The organism is Aquabacterium sp. (assembly GCF_014378415.1).
Classification (GTDB): domain Bacteria; phylum Pseudomonadota; class Gammaproteobacteria; order Burkholderiales; family Burkholderiaceae_C; genus Aquabacterium.
Genome location: NZ_JACMNS010000017.1, coordinates 1 through 15,580, shown reverse-complemented (window position 1 = coordinate 15,580; position 15,580 = coordinate 1). Strand labels below are relative to the sequence as shown.

17 protein-coding genes and 1 pseudogene are annotated in these 15,580 nt (G+C 64.6%); 8 read left to right on the top strand and 10 right to left on the bottom strand.

Going from position 1 to position 15,580, the window contains the following annotated elements; translation table 11 throughout:
- Window positions 1-1,342 (bottom strand): FtsX-like permease family protein (locus H7225_RS02135; RefSeq protein WP_290659077.1); only part of this gene is annotated, 1,342 nt, incomplete at its 3' end.
- The gene (locus H7225_RS02130; RefSeq protein WP_290659076.1) at window positions 1,332-1,994 is read right to left on the bottom strand and encodes an ABC transporter ATP-binding protein; all 663 of its coding nucleotides are present in this window, start codon (window positions 1,992-1,994) and stop codon (window positions 1,332-1,334) included. The genes H7225_RS02135 and H7225_RS02130, both read right to left, overlap by 11 nt.
- Before the next feature lie 64 nt (window positions 1,995-2,058).
- On the opposite strand from H7225_RS02130, the gene minC reads away from it, so the two are divergent.
- Genes minC through minE form a run of 3 tightly spaced genes read left to right on the top strand, consistent with a single transcriptional unit; the run spans window position 2,059 to window position 3,935 of the window.
- Complete coding sequence (minC, locus tag H7225_RS02125; RefSeq protein WP_290659074.1) at window positions 2,059-2,829, top strand: septum site-determining protein MinC; 771 nt, start codon at window positions 2,059-2,061, stop codon at window positions 2,827-2,829.
- Between the two features lie 24 nt (window positions 2,830-2,853).
- Window positions 2,854-3,669, top strand: coding sequence for a septum site-determining protein MinD (minD, locus tag H7225_RS02120; RefSeq protein ID WP_290659073.1), 816 nt, complete (start codon window positions 2,854-2,856; stop codon window positions 3,667-3,669).
- A gap of 5 nt (window positions 3,670-3,674) precedes the next feature.
- Window positions 3,675-3,935 (top strand): cell division topological specificity factor MinE, encoded by a 261-nt coding sequence (gene minE / locus H7225_RS02115; protein WP_290659071.1) that lies wholly within the window; start codon window positions 3,675-3,677, stop codon window positions 3,933-3,935.
- 70 nt (window positions 3,936-4,005) lie between these two features.
- Here the strand turns inward: minE and H7225_RS02110 are convergent, their stop codons facing one another.
- The 3 genes from H7225_RS02110 to H7225_RS02100 are packed head-to-tail and all read right to left on the bottom strand — an operon-like array spanning window position 4,006 to window position 5,744.
- Window positions 4,006-4,674, bottom strand: coding sequence for a DUF799 domain-containing protein (locus H7225_RS02110; protein ID WP_290659069.1), 669 nt, complete (start codon window positions 4,672-4,674; stop codon window positions 4,006-4,008).
- A gap of 14 nt (window positions 4,675-4,688) precedes the next feature.
- Window positions 4,689-5,051 (bottom strand): DUF4810 domain-containing protein, encoded by a 363-nt coding sequence (locus tag H7225_RS02105; RefSeq protein WP_290659067.1) that lies wholly within the window; start codon window positions 5,049-5,051, stop codon window positions 4,689-4,691.
- 15 nt (window positions 5,052-5,066) lie between these two features.
- Entirely contained in the window at window positions 5,067-5,744 is a 678-nt protein-coding gene (locus tag H7225_RS02100) for a CsgG/HfaB family protein (protein ID WP_290659065.1), read from the bottom strand.
- Between the two features lie 75 nt (window positions 5,745-5,819).
- Between H7225_RS02100 and H7225_RS02095 the strand changes: the two genes are divergently transcribed.
- Together H7225_RS02095 and H7225_RS02090 are read left to right on the top strand one after the other, a co-directional pair.
- Window positions 5,820-5,987 carry a hypothetical protein gene (locus tag H7225_RS02095; protein ID WP_290659063.1) on the top strand — a complete coding sequence of 56 codons (168 nt, stop codon included), beginning with the start codon at window positions 5,820-5,822 and terminating at the stop codon, window positions 5,985-5,987.
- A 204-nt stretch (window positions 5,988-6,191) separates the two neighbouring features.
- Window positions 6,192-7,601 (top strand): alpha/beta hydrolase domain-containing protein, encoded by a 1,410-nt coding sequence (locus tag H7225_RS02090; protein WP_290659061.1) that lies wholly within the window; start codon window positions 6,192-6,194, stop codon window positions 7,599-7,601.
- Window positions 7,602-7,758: 157 nt separating this feature from the next.
- On the opposite strand, the gene H7225_RS02085 is transcribed toward H7225_RS02090, so the two are convergent.
- Both H7225_RS02085 and H7225_RS02080 read right to left on the bottom strand, forming a co-directional pair.
- On the bottom strand, window positions 7,759-8,895 hold the full coding sequence (locus H7225_RS02085) for an acyl-CoA dehydrogenase family protein (protein WP_290659059.1): 1,137 nt from the start codon (window positions 8,893-8,895) through the stop codon (window positions 7,759-7,761).
- Window positions 8,895-9,665 (bottom strand): SDR family NAD(P)-dependent oxidoreductase, encoded by a 771-nt coding sequence (locus H7225_RS02080; RefSeq protein ID WP_290659057.1) that lies wholly within the window; start codon window positions 9,663-9,665, stop codon window positions 8,895-8,897. Before H7225_RS02080 ends, H7225_RS02085 begins: the two co-directional genes overlap by 1 nt.
- Before the next feature lie 121 nt (window positions 9,666-9,786).
- Between H7225_RS02080 and H7225_RS02075 the strand changes: the two genes are divergently transcribed.
- Together H7225_RS02075 and H7225_RS02070 are read left to right on the top strand one after the other, a co-directional pair.
- Window positions 9,787-11,886 (top strand): bifunctional diguanylate cyclase/phosphodiesterase, encoded by a 2,100-nt coding sequence (locus tag H7225_RS02075; RefSeq protein WP_290659055.1) that lies wholly within the window; start codon window positions 9,787-9,789, stop codon window positions 11,884-11,886.
- Window positions 11,887-11,977: 91 nt separating this feature from the next.
- Window positions 11,978-12,446, top strand: a pseudogene (locus H7225_RS02070) (VOC family protein).
- A 70-nt stretch (window positions 12,447-12,516) separates the two neighbouring features.
- On the opposite strand, the gene H7225_RS02065 reads toward H7225_RS02070, so the two are convergent.
- The 3 genes from H7225_RS02065 to H7225_RS02055 form a co-directional block, all read right to left on the bottom strand.
- Window positions 12,517-12,678 carry a hypothetical protein gene (locus tag H7225_RS02065; RefSeq protein WP_290659053.1) on the bottom strand — a complete coding sequence of 54 codons (162 nt, stop codon included), beginning with the start codon at window positions 12,676-12,678 and terminating at the stop codon, window positions 12,517-12,519.
- On the bottom strand, window positions 12,666-13,052 hold the full coding sequence (locus tag H7225_RS18300; protein WP_366481278.1) for a GntR family transcriptional regulator: 387 nt from the start codon (window positions 13,050-13,052) through the stop codon (window positions 12,666-12,668). The genes H7225_RS02065 and H7225_RS18300 overlap by 13 nt, the downstream gene beginning before the upstream one ends.
- Before the next feature lie 173 nt (window positions 13,053-13,225).
- Window positions 13,226-13,474, bottom strand: a complete 249-nt coding sequence (locus H7225_RS02055; RefSeq protein WP_290659051.1) for a hypothetical protein — start codon at window positions 13,472-13,474, stop codon at window positions 13,226-13,228.
- Between the two features lie 16 nt (window positions 13,475-13,490).
- On the opposite strand from H7225_RS02055, the gene H7225_RS02050 reads away from it, so the two are divergent.
- Window positions 13,491-15,488 (top strand): M64 family metallopeptidase, encoded by a 1,998-nt coding sequence (locus H7225_RS02050; protein WP_290659049.1) that lies wholly within the window; start codon window positions 13,491-13,493, stop codon window positions 15,486-15,488.
- Window positions 15,489-15,580: the final 92 nt, after the last annotated feature.

The window sequence follows — 15,580 nt, the reverse complement described above, 5'->3', positions numbered from 1 at the left end:
TGCCAGGCACGCAGGCGATGCCGCCCATCAACAGGCAGGCCACGCTGAGGTAGGCCCACAGCGGCACGCCCGCCACCGGTGGCAGCATGGCCAGCGCCACGCCCAGCAGCAACAGCACCGGGCCCAGCCAGGGCAGGCGCGACGCGCGGTTCGTGTCGCCCAGTCCCTTCAAAGCTTGGGCGGGTGGCAGGTCTTGCGCGGCCCGGGCTGGCAACCAGCCGCCCAGCACGGCGGCCAGCACGCCCAGGCCGCCATACAGCGCTGCGGCCCACGGCGACCATTGCAAGCTGGGCGCGATGCCCGGAAAGTAGCCGCCGCCCAGCACACCCGCCAGCAGCATGAGCGCCGTGTAGGCCAGGCCCGTGCCGGCCGCGATGCCCAGCCCCGAACCCACCAAGCCAATGGCCGCTGATTCGCACAACACCAAAGCCAGCCGCTCACGGGCGCTCAAGCCCAGCACGCCCAACAGCGCCAAAGACGGCTGCCGCTTGGCCACCGACAGCGACAGGATCGAGAACACCAGGAAGGCGCCCGTGAACAGCGCCACCAGCGCCAACACCGTCAGGTTGACGCGGTAGGCGCGCGACACGTTGGACACCCGCTGTGTGGACGCGTCGCCCGAATCGCTGACCACGCCTTCGGGCAACTGCAAAGACTTGAGCACCTGGGCCGTTTGCGCGCCGCCCACCAGCTTGACGTCGATGCGGCTGAGCTGCCCCAGCGTGCCCAGCACCGCCTGTGCCCCCGCGATGTCCATCACGCCCAAGGCCTCGCCACCAGCGATGACTGTGCCCACCACGCGCAGCTTCTTCAAGGCCAGGCCCGACTGCACCTCGATGGTGTCGCCCGGTGCCGCGCCCAACTTCTGGCGCGCCTGCGCGTTCAGCGAGATGGCGTCGGTGGCGAACAGCACCAGGCGGTCCTCGCCTTGGGCCAAGCGAGGCATCAAGGCGGGCGCCAGGGGCGCGGCCACCAGCGGGTCCAGGCCGAGGATCTTCAAGGACTGCTTTTGCCCGCGTGGGCCGATGGCCAGCGTCGTCACCTCGACCACGGGGCTGGCCAGCGCGACCTGCGGGTGCCGGGCCACGCGCGGGTACAGCGCTTCGTCGAAGCCACCGCGTGCCGCGCGCAGGCTGAGGTCGGCCTGGCCATTGACCGAACGCACCGCCGAGCTGAACTCGCTCAAGGCCGATTCGTTGATCAGGTGCACGGAGAAGGCCAGCGCCACGCCCAGCAGCACGGCCAGCACGGCGGTGGCATGCCGCCAGCCGTGGTGCCGCAGCTCCGGCCAGGAGAAGTGGCGCAGCAGGGTCGGGATCGGCGACGAGGCCTCAGGCCGCATCGCGCAAACCTTCGCGGGTCAGGCGCAACACGCGGTCGGCGCGTTGCGCGGCCGAGGGCGAGTGGGTCACCATCACACAAGCCGTCTGGTGCTCGCGCATCTGCGCCACGAAAGCGCTCATCACCTTGTCGGCCGTTTCGGGGTCGAGGTTGCCGGTGGGCTCGTCGGCCAGCAGCAGCGCGGGCCGGTGGATCAGCGCGCGGGCGATGGCCACGCGCTGCAGTTGCCCGCCGGACAGTTGTTGCGGCAGGCGTTCACCCAGGCCCTCCAGCCCCACCGAGCGCAAAGCCGAGTTCAAACGTTCTAAGTAGGCCGCGTCGCGGTGCTCGCCCAGCAGCATCAAAGGCAGGCCCACGTTCTGCGCCACGCTCAAATGCGGCAACACGTGAAAGGCCTGGAAGACGAAGCCCAAGTTCTGCCTTCGAAAGTGCGCCTGCGCGGTCTCGTCCAGCGACTGCACGTCCACGCCCTTCAGAGTAACGTGCCCTTCGTCGGCCCGGTCCAGCCCTGCCAGGCAGTTCAGCAAGGTGGATTTGCCCACCCCCGACTCGCCCACGATGGCGATGAATTCACCGGGTTGCACGCGCAGATCAACCTGGGCGAACACCGGCTCGGGGCCATAACGTTTGGTCAATCCTTGAACTTCAAGCATGCGGATTCAGGGCCGGGAGCGAACGAACCGGTAAACTGTATCCCTTTCGAGGTCTCGCTGCCCCATGGCTGTTGTCTCCAAAGGGAACACCCCGCTCATCGTCGATCTGAAAAGCGCCACGCTGACCCTGGTCGCCGTCGTGCTGAAAACCACTGACCTGGCGGCCTTGGCCCACGAGTTGGGTGAGCGTTTTGGTGCGTCCGCCGATTTTTTCAACCAAGACCCGGTGGTCATTGACCTGACGCCCGTCCAGGGTGATCCCAAAGCCATCCCCTTCAACCACCTGATCGCCTTGCTGCGCCAGCACAGCATGGTGCCGGTGGCCGTCAAGGGCGGCAGCCCCGCGCAAATGGCCGCCGCCCAAGCCGTGGGCTTGTTCGAGGCGCCCGACGGCCCCTCGGCCAAGGTGCCTGTGCGTGTCGAGACCGTGGTCCAGGAAGTGATTCGCGAGGTCGAGGTGATCCGCGAAGTGCCGGTGCAAGTGCCCGGCCCTTCGGTGCCCACCATGGTGATCGACAAGCCTTTGCGCTCCGGCCAGCAGGTTTATGCCAAGGGCGGCGACCTGGTGGTGCTGGCGGCGGTCAACAACGGCGCCGAAATCATCGCCGACGGCCACATCCACGTCTATGCACCGCTGCGTGGCAAAGCCATCGCGGGCGCCCGTGGCAACACCGATGCCCGCATTTTCACCACCTGCCTGGAGCCCGAACTGATCTCCATCGCAGGCATTTACCGCACGTCTGAAACGGCGCTGTCACCAGATGTTCTGGGCAAACCTGCCCAGATTCGCCTTGAAGGCGACAAGCTGGTGATGGAACCGATCAAACTCAATTAACTGTTCAAGAAGGACTCGATACCGATGGCCAAAATCATCGTGGTGACCTCCGGCAAGGGAGGGGTGGGCAAAACCACCACCAGCGCCAGCTTTTCGTCAGGTCTAGCCCTTCGTGGCCACAAAACCGTGGTCATCGACTTCGACGTCGGTCTGCGCAACCTTGACCTCATCATGGGCTGCGAGCGGCGCGTGGTCTATGACCTGATCAACGTCATCAATGGCGAAGCCAACCTGAACCAGGCGCTGATCAAGGACAAGCAGTGCGACAACCTGTTCGTGCTGCCGGCCTCGCAAACGCGTGACAAGGACGCGCTGTCCAAGGAAGGCATCGAGAAGATCCTGACCGACCTGGCCGCGATGGACTTCGAATACATCATTTGCGACTCGCCGGCGGGCATCGAGACCGGCGCCTTGCTGGCCATGCACTTTGCCGACGAAGCCTTGGTGGTGACCAACCCCGAGGTGTCATCGGTGCGCGACTCCGACCGCATCCTGGGCATGCTGGCCTCGAAAACCAAGCGCGCCATTGAAGGGCAAACGCCCATCAAGGAGCACCTGCTGATCACCCGCTACAACCCCACCCGGGTTGAAGAGGGCCAGATGTTGTCGCTGCAAGACATTCAAGAGATCTTGCGCATCCCGTTGATCGGCGTGATCCCTGAATCCGAATCGGTGTTGACCGCCTCGAACCAGGGCCTGCCCGCCATCCACCTGGCCGAATCGGACGTGTCCGAGGCCTACAAGGATGTGATTGCCCGCTTCCTGGGCGAAGACAAACCCATGCGCTTCATTGAGGCCGTCAAGCCCGGCTTCTTCAAGCGCATGTTCGGGGGGAGGTAAGCAGCATGTCCTTCCTTTCCTTCTTCCTCGGTGAAAAGAAAAAAACCGCGTCGGTGGCCAAGGAGCGCCTGCAGATCATCCTCGCGCATGAGCGCAATGGTCGGCACGGCAACCCCGACTACCTGCCGGCCCTGCAAAGGGAGTTGGTCGCGGTGATCATCAAGTACATCGCCATCAACCCGGATGACATCAAGGTGAGCCTGGAGCGCCAGGACAACCTCGATGTGCTGGAAGTGAAGATCGAGCTGCCTGACGGCGTGCGTTGAGCCTGATCAGCACCGCTTTGACGCGGCGATGAAAAGCGGAGCAAGCCTTTCCCAGGCCGCTCCGCTTTTTTCATGGGCCTGCGTCTTTGCCGAACGAAGGCGAGTGAGGCCCGTACAGGATGCCGTTTTGACGCCCCGCCATCAGCAGTTGCTGGCTGGCCATCCCGGCCACCACGTGGCTGGCATCGGTGGCGTTGTTCAGGATCTGCTTGACGATGGCGGTGACCAGCAAGCCCACCAAGCCACCTTGATTGCCGCCGTTGTTGTCGTTGGTGGCCGTGGCTGAGCCTGACCACAGCTCGGCGCCTGTGGTCAGATCAATCAGCCGGGCGTCTGCCGACACCACAGCCGCGCTGTTGAACACGGTGTACGTGGAGCCATACCGGTTGATGGTCACGTACAAGCCTGCGTCCGCGCCAAAAATCTCCTTGAGCTTGGCTGGGGCGACGGCGTGAATATCCGGGGGATTGGTCAGGCCGTTCTGCTTGAAGGTTTCAGCCACCAGGGTCACCGGCAGCACGTAGTAGCCTGCCTCGGCCAAGGGGTGGCTCATGTGCGACAACACGCTGATGCTGCCATTCACGTCGGGTGAATTGTTGACGGGTGGCAGGATCAGGATCGACTTGGGACGGCTTTGCTTGTACGCGGTGTAGTCCACGCTCTTTTGTGTGGCACACCCGGCAAACAGGACGACGGTTGATGCCAGCACAGCCAGCTTCGCGATTCTTTGAATGCGCATGTTTGGTCCCGCCTTCACTTCTTGTATTTGGACAGCAAGCTGTCCATGTAAACCGTGGATTCAGGGAACAGGCCTTTCTCGGTCTGCAGCTCCTGCACCGCCTGGTCGTCCTTGCCCAGCGAGGCATACAGCATGCCCAGGTGAGCGTGGTATCCCGGTGGAGGTGTCTGGCCTTTGGCGCGGATTTTCTGCAAATCGGCTTCAAGCGCAGATATCTGCTGCTCAGGGCCGGTGTCTTGCGCCTTGAAGTGTGCGTAGACCTGGGCCTGATAGCTTTCCCAGCCGTACAGTGGGGGCGTCTGCTGGGCACATCCACCCAAGGTCAACGCGAACACGCCGGCGGCCAACAGGCCCAAAGGCTTTTTCAGATGATTCATGCGGTAAGTCTCCGATCAGCGGGCAGGTTTCCAGGCGCCGGAATCAATGGCGGAGGCCAGCTTGTCGACGGCTTCGCGCATGGCCAGGTCCAGGACCTTGCCATTCAGCGTTGAGTCATAGCTGGCGGTGCCACCAAAGCCGATCACTTCACGGTTCGACAAGCTGTACTCGCCCGCACCCTGGGCGGAATACACCACTTCGGAGGTGGCGATGTTGACGATGTTCAAGCTGACCTTGGCATACGCAATCTGAGACTTGCCGCGACCCAGGATGCCAAACAATTGTTGATCGCCGACTTCTTTGCGGCCGAACTCGGTCACGTCACCCGTGACCACATAGTCCGCGCCTTTGAGTGTTTGCGTGGTGCCCTTGATGCTGGCTTCCTGCTTCATCTCTTGCAGGTTGTCGCGGTCGAGCACGTTGAAGCGGTTGGTTTGCTGCAGGTGTGTGATCAGGATGGTTTTGGCCTGTCCGCCCAAGCGGTCCACGCCGTCAGAAAAGATGCCGCGCATGTAGCTTGAGCGGTTGTCGAACTTGCCCACGGCGATGGGCGTGCGTGCCCCGGTGTAGGGCCGCGCCGCGCTTTCGACCTGCTGCACAGGCAATGCTTTTGAGCTTTCGGTGGCACAACCGGTCATGGCCAGGGCCAAGGCGGCGCCTGCCAGTGAAAGCAAGGGGTGAATTGATCGCATGAATGTCTCCCTGACTGCGAGATGTTTTGGGCAACAAGAAGAGCTTGTTGCAGGCCTGATTATAAGCGGTGGCCCATGACCGCCGCCGCCATCGAATCGGCCCTGGCCGGCCAGCCCGAGGTCATCATTTCTGTGCGAGGCAAGGACCGCTTCGTGGCTGAATCTGCCCAGGCCCGCGCCCGGCTCCCAAAAGCCTGCCAACAAGCACCTGAAACCAAGGTGGCGTCCCGCCGCAAGGCCTGATGCGGCATGCGAGGGCGGCTTTGTCGGGCATTGGCTTCATCGCTCGTCAGCGAATCCGCCATTTCAACCTTGGCCGGGTGGACCCCCCTTGACCAAGGGGGCCATGAGGGCTTCTACCCGGTGCATTTGTAATGCAATGGAACTACCTTGGCGACGCAGTATTAACGCTTGTCGTGCAACCAAATTCCTTTCAAGGAAGCTCCCATGAAGATGACCCCCCAGATCACCCTGCGCCAATGCTGTCTGGCCGCCCTACTGGCCTGCGCCGGTGCGTCATCCAGCATCGCCGCCGCACCCCAGGCCGTGATCACGCCCAGCGCCGCCACGCCCGGTTTTGGTGACCGCCTTGACCCCGTGGCCGACAGCCAGTTCGTGGAGCAGGAGTTCTCGATCAGCGGCCTGGCCCGCAAGTACAAGGGCACCGGCACCCTGGGCGCCGATGGCAAGTGGGCCGCCGCCGTGGTCTCCAGCGCCAACCCCTACAACACCTTGATGATCGTGCGCCGGCCCGCCAGTGCCGCGCAGTTCAACGGCATCGTCATCGTGGAATGGCTCAACGTCAGCACCGGCTATCCGCTGGACGTGGACTGGAGCATGGCCCACGAAGCCATTCTGCGAGAAGGCTATGCCTACATCGGCGTGAACGTGCAGAAGGTGGGCGTCACGGGCGTGCAAAAGCTCAAGCAGTTTGGCGACCGTTATGCCGCCATGAGCATCCCCGATGACGACATCTCTTACGACATCCTGTCGCAGACCGCGCAAGCCGTGCGCGACCAGGCTGCCGTGCTGCTGGGCGGCCTCCAGCCCAACAAGATCCTGGCCACCGGGCATTCACAATCCGCGATGCGCCTGTTGACTTACGCCAACGCCATCCAGCCGCTGGACAATGTGTTTGACGGGCTGCTGATCCACGGGCGCCTGGCCACCGGTGCCAAGCTGGCCTCGGCCGACAACCTGCCCGCCACCGCCGCCATCCGCAGCGACACCAAGGTGCCCGTGTTCCTGCTGCAGACCGAGATGGACTCGTCTTTGAGTTCAGGCACGTCCAAGCAAATCGACACCGACAAGATCCGCCAATGGGAAGTGGCCGGCGGTTCGCACGCCGATCAGTATTTGCTGGACAACATCGGCGAGGTCAGCGGCCGCGATGTGGGCTGGGTGCCCCCCATGTGCGTGAGCCCCTACAACGCCATGCCCGTCTACGCGACCGAGATCGCGGCCTTCAACCACTTGAAGAACTGGGTGAGCACGGGTGTGGCACCGCCCACCGCGCCACGTTTGCAGCGCGACTGGTTGGGCTCGATCAAGAAGGACGCCAATGGCAATGCGCTGGGCGGCTTGCGCCTGCCCGAGCTTGACGTGCCGATCGCCAAGTACGGCCACGCCAACTTCACGACGGGTTCATTGGCCTTTTTGGACCTGTTTGCCTGCGTGGCCGGGGGCAACACCAATGCCTTTGATGCCAACAAGCTGAAGACGCTGTACCCCACACACGCGGACTACGTGGCCAAGTACACCTTGGCCGCCTCGGCCGCCTTGCTGAAAGGCTACATCCGCCCGGTGGAATACGCCAAGGGCATCGCGCGCGCGCAGGCCGCCAAGGTGCCTCAGTGACCTGAGCGGTTCGTCATCAAGGCTGGGATGGGAGGCCTGGATCTTGGTCACCTCATCCGCTGAGAGCTTGCCCGTGACGTCGGGCAAGGGCGCCTTGCGCAACCTTGGTCGCGGCTCAGGCCTGATGAACGGTGGGGCTTTGTCTGCCCACACCGCATCACCAATGCTTGGCAATCACCGTCCGCTGAATCTCACTGCTGCCCTCATAAATCTGCGTGATCCGGGCATCCCGGTAGTGCCGCTCCACCGCATGGTCCTCCAGATACCCATAACCCCCCAGCACCTGGATCGCCTTGGAACAAACCCACTCCGCCATCTCTGAGGCGAACAGCTTGGCCTGCGCCGCCTCTGACGTGCAAGGCTGACCCGCCCCGCGCAATCGCGCCGCATGGTGCACCATCAGCCGCGCCGCATTGAGCCGCGTCAACATGTCGGCCAGCATGTGCGCAATCGCCTGGTGCTCGGCGATCGGTTTGCCAAACTGCACGCGCTCTTGCGCATAGGCGTGCGCCTCGGCCAGCGCCGCGCGCGCAATGCCCACCGCCTGCGCCGCGATGCCGATGCGCCCGCCTTCCAGGTTCGACAGCGCGATCTTCAAGCCCTGCCCGCGTTCGCCCAGCAAGTGGCCCTCGGGGATGCGGCAATCGTCCAGCGCCACCGGGCAGGTGTCGGACGCGCGCAAGCCCATCTTGCGTTCACGCGCGCCGACCTTGAAGCCGGGCGCATCCGTGGGCACCACGAAGGCCGAGATGCCCTTCTTGCCCAAACCCGGGTCGGTGATGGCGAACACGATGGCCAGATCAGCCCGCTCGCCATTGGTCACGAACTGTTTTTGCCCATTCAGCACCCAGTGGCCGTCCTCAGTCAGCTCGGCGCGGGTGCGCAAGGCATCGGCCTCGGAGCCACTGTGGGGCTCGGTCAGGCAGAAGGCCGCCAGCAGATCGCCACGGGCCAGGGCCGGCAGCCACGCTTCCTTTTGCGCCTGCGTGCCGAACTTCAAGATGGGCACGCAGCCGACCGAGTTGTGCACGCTCATCAGCACCGCGCACGAGGCGCAGCCCGCAGCCACTTCCTCGATCGCCATCGCGTAGCTCAGGTCGTCCGATTGGGTGCCGCCCCATTCGGCGGGCACGGCCATGCCCAGCAAACCCATCTCGCCCATCTGCCGCACGATGTCGCCTGACAAGTCGCGGTCGCGGTCCCACTGGGCGGCAAACGGCGCGATGGTCGATTGAACGAAATCGCGGATGGCATCGCGCTGAACGCGTTGCTCGTCGGTCAACAGGCCGTCCATCAGCGCGGGGCCAGGCGGATGGCGCCGTCCAGGCGGATCACTTCACCGTTGAGGTACTCGTTCTCCACAATGTGGCGGACCAGTTCAGCGTACTCCGACGGCATGCCCAGGCGCGAAGGGTGGGGAATGCCGGCGGCCAGCGCGTCTTGCACGTCTTGCGGCATGCCTTTGAGCATGGGCGTTTCAAAAATGCCGGGGGCGATGGTCATCACGCGCACCTGGTCGCGCGCCAACTCGCGGGCGGCGGGCAGGGTCATGGCCACGATGCCGCCTTTGGAGGCCGCATAGGCCGTCTGCCCGATCTGGCCATCAAAGGCCGCGATGGACGCGGTGTTGATGATCACGCCCTTGGAAGGCGGATCGGGCAGCGCACCCGAGGCCACGAAGGCCGGCACGGCCAGCCGCATCATGTTGAAGCTGCCGATCAGGTTGACCTCGATCGTTTTGGCAAACACCGACAGGCGGTGTGGGCCTTCCTTGCCGTGGATTTTCTCGGCGCGCGCAATGCCGGCGGAGTTGACCAACACGTCAAGCCGATGAAAGCGCCCGATGGCGATCTGCACGGCGGCGGTGGCGCTGGCCTCCTGGGCCACGTCGGTGTGCACATAAGCCCAACGCTCTTTCCACTCGGGCAGCAGGTCGCTTTCTTCGGGCTCGGCCAGGTCGGCGATCACCACGCGGGCACCGGCTGCCAGGGCCATGCGGACCACGGCGGCCCCCAATCCCGAACTGCCACCTGTGACTAAAAACACGCTATCGGGCAGCTTCATGGTGCTTGTCTCTGTTTTGTAAGAAGGTGATTGAAGTCTAGCCCCGTGGATGCCGATAAGGGAGGAAACGCGTGCCCGGCTTCATGGCCGTCAACCGGACATTCACAAGGACCACAACCACATGCCAGCCCTCGTTCTAAGCGACGTGCTGACCGCTGCGCCCCCTGGCAGCGACGATTGCCTGCGCGCTGCACAGCATCTGATGGAGGCCGGCTTCATCCGCTGGGATGCAGTTCAGAACGCTTTGCACGTGTCGGTCGAGGCCCGCGCGATGCTGGGCGATGGCCTGCACGATGGGGTGACCGTGTCGCGCCTGATCGGCCTGATTGGCGGTTCAGACGCACCGCGAATCCAGGCCTTGTGGCGCGAAGCCCTGGCCCGCCGCCATGCCACGGTGGAGGCCGAATTCAGCGTGTCCTTGTTCGGTGGCTCGGTGCGCCACCTGCGCGGCGTGGCCCTGTGTGAATACGCGGCCGATGGCAGCCTGGCCCATGCCCTGATCGGCTTGCAGGATGTGAGCGCGCAAGGCGCCGTGCTGCAGGCTTTGTCGGACAGCGAAGCGCGCCTGGAAGAAGCCCAGGAGCTGGCCCAGGTGGGTTGCTGGGAGTGGGACTATGTGCGCCAGCAGGCCCGCTTTTCAGCGCAGGCCTTGCGCATGCTGCGCCGTCCGCACGATTGGGCGCCCGACATGCAGGACGTGCTGGCGTTGGTGCCCGAGGACCAGCGCGACTGGGTGGTCGGCCTGTACAAAGACGCCTTCGCCAACAAGACAGAAATCCTGCGCTACGAAGTCCGCCATGTTGAGGAAGATGGCACGCGCGAACTGCACACCGTGGCGCGCATTGGCTACAGCCCCAAGGGCCAACCGCGGCGCTTGCTGGCCTCGGTGCAAGACATCACCGAGCTCAAATCTTACCGGCGCCAGCTGCATTCGCTGTCCTTCTTCGACCCTTTGACCGAGCTGCCCAACCGCGCTTTGTTCGTCGACCGGCTCAGCCAGGCTTTGATCGACGCCTCATGGCACCAGCAGCAGTTGGGCACCTTGCTGCTGGACCTGGACCGCTTCAAGGACATCAACGATTCGCTGGGCCACCGCGCGGGCGACGACCTGCTCAAGCAAGCCGCGCAGCGTTTGCGCCAGGTGCTGCGCGAGTACGACACGATCGCGCGCCTGGGCGGTGATGAGTTCGCCGTGGTGCTGCCCGATGTGCGCCACCCCACGGACCTGGGCAGCATCGCCAGCAAGGTCATCAACGCCTTCAAAGCGCCCTTCACCATCAGTGCGCAGGAGGTGTTCGTGACCGTCAGCATTGGCGGTGCGCTCTACCCCACGGACGCGAAAGATGCCAACCAGTTGCTGCAGCATGCCGACGCGGCGCTGTACCACGCCAAGGGGCAGGGCCGCAACAACTTCCAGTTCTACTCCAGCGACCTGACGGCGCAGGCTTCGGCCCGCCTGACGATGGAAAGCGAGCTGCACAAGGCCCTGGAACGCCATGAGCTGGAGCTGCACTATCAGCCCAAGTTCGACCTGGCCTCGGGCCGACTGGTGGGGGCCGAAGCGCTGATGCGCTGGAACCACCCGGAGCGCGGCCTGGTCCCGCCCATGCAGTTCATCCCACTGGCCGAAGACACCGGCCTGATCGTGCCCATGGGCGCCTGGGCTTTGCGCGCGGCCTGCGTGGCCGCCGCCGACTGGAACAGCCGCAGCAGCGATCCCTTGAAGATCGCGGTGAACCTGTCGGCGCGGCAGTTCCCCGGTGGCGAGCTGGTCCAGACCGTGAGGGAGGCCCTGAGCGCGGCCAACTGCCAGCCGCAATGGCTGGAGCTGGAGATCACCGAAAGCCTGCTGCTGGACGGGCACGATGAAATTTGCGGCGTGCTGGAAGAGTTGTCGCAACTGGGCATCACCATCGCGATCGACGACTTTGGCACGGGCTATTCAGCGTTGAGCTACCTGACGCGCTTTCCGGTGCAGATCTTGAAAATCGACCGCGCCTTCATCAAGGAGCTGCCCTCGGACCGGGGCAATGCCGAGCAACTGGTCAAGGCGATTGTGTCGCTGGGCCAGAGCCTGAACATGGCCTTGGTGGCCGAGGGCGTCGAAACCCAAGCGCAAGCTGATTACCTGAGTGGCCTGGGCTGCGAAGTGGTGCAGGGTTTCCTGTTCGGCAAGCCGGTGTCGCGCTCAAGCTTCGAGCAATGGGTGCGCGCGTCCTGAGGTCTTGAGCGCCCGGCACTTGGCTTGCGCCTGGATTTGATCAACACTGAAGTGTCGATTACCCCAAAAAATTCAGGCCAGGAACCCCGCCATGGACGATCCCTTTCGCCGTGCCACCTTCGCGTCGGCGATCTACTACAAAGACCCTTTCGCCGCGCTGGATTGGCTTGAGAAAGCCTTCGGCTTTGAACGCACCATGGTCATCACCGACAGTGAAGGGCACCTGGGCCATTCGGAGATGCGCTTTGGCGATGGCTACATCATGATCGGCCCGGCCTGGAACGAAACCACCGACAGCCCCCTGGCGCTGGAAGGCAAGAACACGCAGTCGGTGCACGTGCAGTTGCTGGAGGGCCTGGATGCCCATTGCGCGCGGGCGCGGGCGGCGGGCGGCGGGCGCCACCATCGTGCGCGAACCGGCGGACCAGTTCCATGGCGACCGCGTGTATTCGGCCGCCGACCCGGAAGGGCACGTCTGGAGCTTTGGCCAGAGCGTGCGCGGCGTCAGCCGCGAAGAGGCCGAGCAACTCAGCGGCTTGAAGATCACAGGCTGGGTTTGAGGCGGCGTGGGCCCCTTTTTTCGGGCGTGTTTCGCTAGCCCATCGATCAACCGATCAACCGATCAACCGATCAAGCCACGGCGGCGGCCAGCCAGCGCCCGCCCGCTTCCATCGAGGCCTCGGCCAGGCCGATCACGGGCAGGCCCACGGGTGAGACAAAAGGCGTGAGCTGCTCGACCAACGCCGCCGTCAGTTCCATCCGCATGTTGGGGTTGATGATCAGCACGTGCATGGCCAGCTCCTTGGTGCGCTGCGCAAAGCCGCCAGCAGGCCCGGGTGTTCTTCGCAGCGGCAGGCTTGCACCCCGCGCATCGGCAACTCGCTGCCGGCCACCTCTTCGGCATCGATGCAGTCGGACAGGATCTTCAAGTCGAGCGCTTTGGCACGGGCCACAAAGCGCTGCATCAGCACGGACTCGACCACGGCGCGCGCTTCAAACACTTCGCGGGCCTCATCCACCGTGGGCTCGGCCACACTGGCGCCCTTGTTGGGCCGGAGGGTGATCACCTGCTCCTGCGCCAGCCTGATCAGCACCTGGCGGATGCGAGTGCGCGAGACACCAAAGGCCTGGCCCAGCTTGTCTTCGACCAGCTTGGTGCCGGGCAGCAGGCGATCGTGGGGTGGGCATGGAAAGGGCGGTCAGGCCTGGGCTCCCGCGCGGCGCCGCATCAACGCGGCGGCACCCAGCGCGGCAAAAATCACGAGCAGCGATACCACCGTGGTGCTGCTGCCCATGTGCCTAGACTGGAGGCGGGTGTCTTTGCCGGACACCTGGACCATCAGGCGACCATGTCAAAAGTCAGCCATGTCTTTTCGTTCTTGCTGGTGCTGCCCAACATGCCCGGCGCTGGAAGTTCCCCGACAACTTGCTGGCGGCCTTCGAGACCGTGAGCCGCCCGCTGGACAGCCAGCCCTTCTCCAATCTGGCCCCCGAAGTCGACTGCATGGTCGGGTAAGCGCGCATGCAAATGGGCGAGGTGAGCCCAGATTTTCAGCCAAGGTCTGATAAAAAGCGCTTTCCACCACATGGAACGGGGAAAGCACATGAAACAACAAAGCGGACGATTCAATTGGGCCGGGGGCGCACTGCTGGCCTTGGCGGGCAGCTTGGCGGGCGGCTTCGCGCAGGCCGAAGATGCCCACTACTTCGTGGTGCGCGAGCAGGCTAATGGCGCGCTCAGCGTGGCCTCGCACCGGTTTGTTCGCCTCAGCGGCAAGCTCACGCCCATGGCGTCCAGCCAACCCGGGCGCCAGCAAAGCGTGCTGGCCGCCTCCATGGTCGACAAAAAAACCGGCGCCTCGGTCTTCGACACGCAGGCCCTGGGCTCACCCTGGATCCGCGCGGAGTTTCAAAGCCCTGGTCAAACCCAGATCGAAGGCCGGGTGGTGCCCGCCGGTGAACGCCAATACGTGCTGCGCCTGCCCGTGCAGGCTGGCAAGTTGCTGCGCCTGAAGGCCAACACCTTGGCCTCGGGCGCCGCCACCAGTGTCCAGACCGGTGGCGCCACTGCCGCCAAAGCGCCACCACCACCGGCCGTGCTCGACATTGACCTGGACCAGTACGCCGCACCATCACCCAGCTTGCTGCGTGCGGCCCCGCCCCCCGCCGTGCCCGGCAGCGAAAGCGGCCTGCTGATCAACAACGGCGACGCGGCCAACCGCCTTGACCTGCTGATCGTGGCCGAGGGCTACACCCTGGCCCAAAAGGCCCAGTTCATCACCCAGGCCACCGAGCTGGCCCACAAGTTCCTGTCCATCTCGCCCTACCAGGACTACCAGCAACTCATCAATGTGCGCTGGCTGTTCGTGCCCTCCAACCAGTCTGGCGCCGACAAGCCCGACTGCGGCGAAACCCCGGGCGCCGAAGTCGTGATGGTGGACACCGCCTTTGACGCCACCTATTGCGCGGCCGGCCTGCGCCGCTTGCTGGTGGCCGACAGCACCAAGGTGCCCACCGCCGCCGCCGATGTGCCCGACTGGGACATGGTGGCCGTGCTGGTCAACGATGAAGAGTACGGCGGCTCGGGTGGCTACATCTCCGTGTCGTCCACCAACGCCGCGTCGGCCGACGTCATGCAACACGAGTTGGGCCACTCCTTCAGCAAGTTGGCCGACGAGTACGACAGCCCCTATCCAAGCTACCCTGCCTGCAGCGACCAACCCGGCACGCCTCTGGGCGCCTGCGAAGCCAACGTCACTGACCAGACCGTGCGCAGCAGCCTGAAGTGGAAGCGTTGGGTGGCCAGCGCCACCCCCATCCCCAGCGTGGCGCCCATGCCCGACCCCATCGAGGCGGGCCTGTGGCAAGGCGCACGCTACCAATCCAGCGGGATGTACCGCCAATGCTTCAGCGGCATCATGCGGTCGCTGGGGTCGCCCTTTTGCCACGTGGACGGCGAAGCCTTCGTCAAGCAGCTGTTCGGCGGGGGGTGGGGCGCGCCCAGTGCGGGCGTCAGCCTGATCGAGCCCGGTGCCTTGCCCGCAACCGCCAGCGTGACGGCCAACGTGGGCACCCCCCTGGGTTTTCAAGCCACCGTGGCGGGTTCGGCCAACAACGGCGGGCTGACGGCCACCTGGCTGGTGGACCAGCAGCCCGTCAAAACCGTGGCCACCCAGCACGGGCAGTGGCAGACCTTCAGCTACACCGTGGCCGACAGCGCGCCGCACACCATCGAGTTCAAGGTCAAAGACAACACCCCCTTGATGCTGGACGCCCCCACCTCCTCCAAGGCCTGGGCGGTGCAAGGCGTGGCGGTCTTGCCGGGCGCCCCCACCATCACGGCCTTGACCGCCAGTTGGTACTCGCTGAAGCTGTCGTTCACGCCACCGGCCGCGGTGCCGGGCGCGGTCATCACGGGCTACACGTCCACCTGCACCGCACCCAGCCGCGCCACGGCCATCGCCACCGCCAGCAAATCACCCATCACGATGAGCTGGCTGCAGGGCGGCGTCACCTACACCTGCACGGTGGTCGCCAAGAGTGCCTCGGGCAATGGCCCGGCTTCGGCGCCACGCAGCGCCAAGACGCTCAAGTTGTTCTGAGCCAGGCGATGCGTGTCATGCGGTCTTCTCCCTAACTCGAAGCGCCTGTCCCCCTAGTGCGTGGCCTTGCCCATGTGGGCGGGCCTCCCTAG

Coding starts and splice junctions, on each gene's coding strand:
- H7225_RS02105 (WP_290659067.1), bottom strand. CDS start 5,051: ATGAATCATCTGAAAAAGCCTTTGGGCCTGTTGGCCGCCGGCGTGTTC.
- H7225_RS02050 (WP_290659049.1), top strand. CDS start 13,491: ATGAAACAACAAAGCGGACGATTCAATTGGGCCGGGGGCGCACTGCTG.
- H7225_RS02095 (WP_290659063.1), top strand. CDS start 5,820: ATGACCGCCGCCGCCATCGAATCGGCCCTGGCCGGCCAGCCCGAGGTC.
- H7225_RS02110 (WP_290659069.1), bottom strand. CDS start 4,674: ATGCGCATTCAAAGAATCGCGAAGCTGGCTGTGCTGGCATCAACCGTC.
- H7225_RS02080 (WP_290659057.1), bottom strand. CDS start 9,665: ATGAAGCTGCCCGATAGCGTGTTTTTAGTCACAGGTGGCAGTTCGGGA.
- minC (WP_290659074.1), top strand. CDS start 2,059: ATGGCTGTTGTCTCCAAAGGGAACACCCCGCTCATCGTCGATCTGAAA.
- H7225_RS02075 (WP_290659055.1), top strand. CDS start 9,787: ATGCCAGCCCTCGTTCTAAGCGACGTGCTGACCGCTGCGCCCCCTGGC.
- H7225_RS02055 (WP_290659051.1), bottom strand. CDS start 13,474: ATGTGGTGGAAAGCGCTTTTTATCAGACCTTGGCTGAAAATCTGGGCT.
- minE (WP_290659071.1), top strand. CDS start 3,675: ATGTCCTTCCTTTCCTTCTTCCTCGGTGAAAAGAAAAAAACCGCGTCG.
- minD (WP_290659073.1), top strand. CDS start 2,854: ATGGCCAAAATCATCGTGGTGACCTCCGGCAAGGGAGGGGTGGGCAAA.
- H7225_RS02130 (WP_290659076.1), bottom strand. CDS start 1,994: ATGCTTGAAGTTCAAGGATTGACCAAACGTTATGGCCCCGAGCCGGTG.
- H7225_RS02100 (WP_290659065.1), bottom strand. CDS start 5,744: ATGCGATCAATTCACCCCTTGCTTTCACTGGCAGGCGCCGCCTTGGCC.
- H7225_RS02090 (WP_290659061.1), top strand. CDS start 6,192: ATGAAGATGACCCCCCAGATCACCCTGCGCCAATGCTGTCTGGCCGCC.
- H7225_RS02085 (WP_290659059.1), bottom strand. CDS start 8,895: ATGGACGGCCTGTTGACCGACGAGCAACGCGTTCAGCGCGATGCCATC.
- H7225_RS02065 (WP_290659053.1), bottom strand. CDS start 12,678: ATGCACGTGCTGATCATCAACCCCAACATGCGGATGGAACTGACGGCG.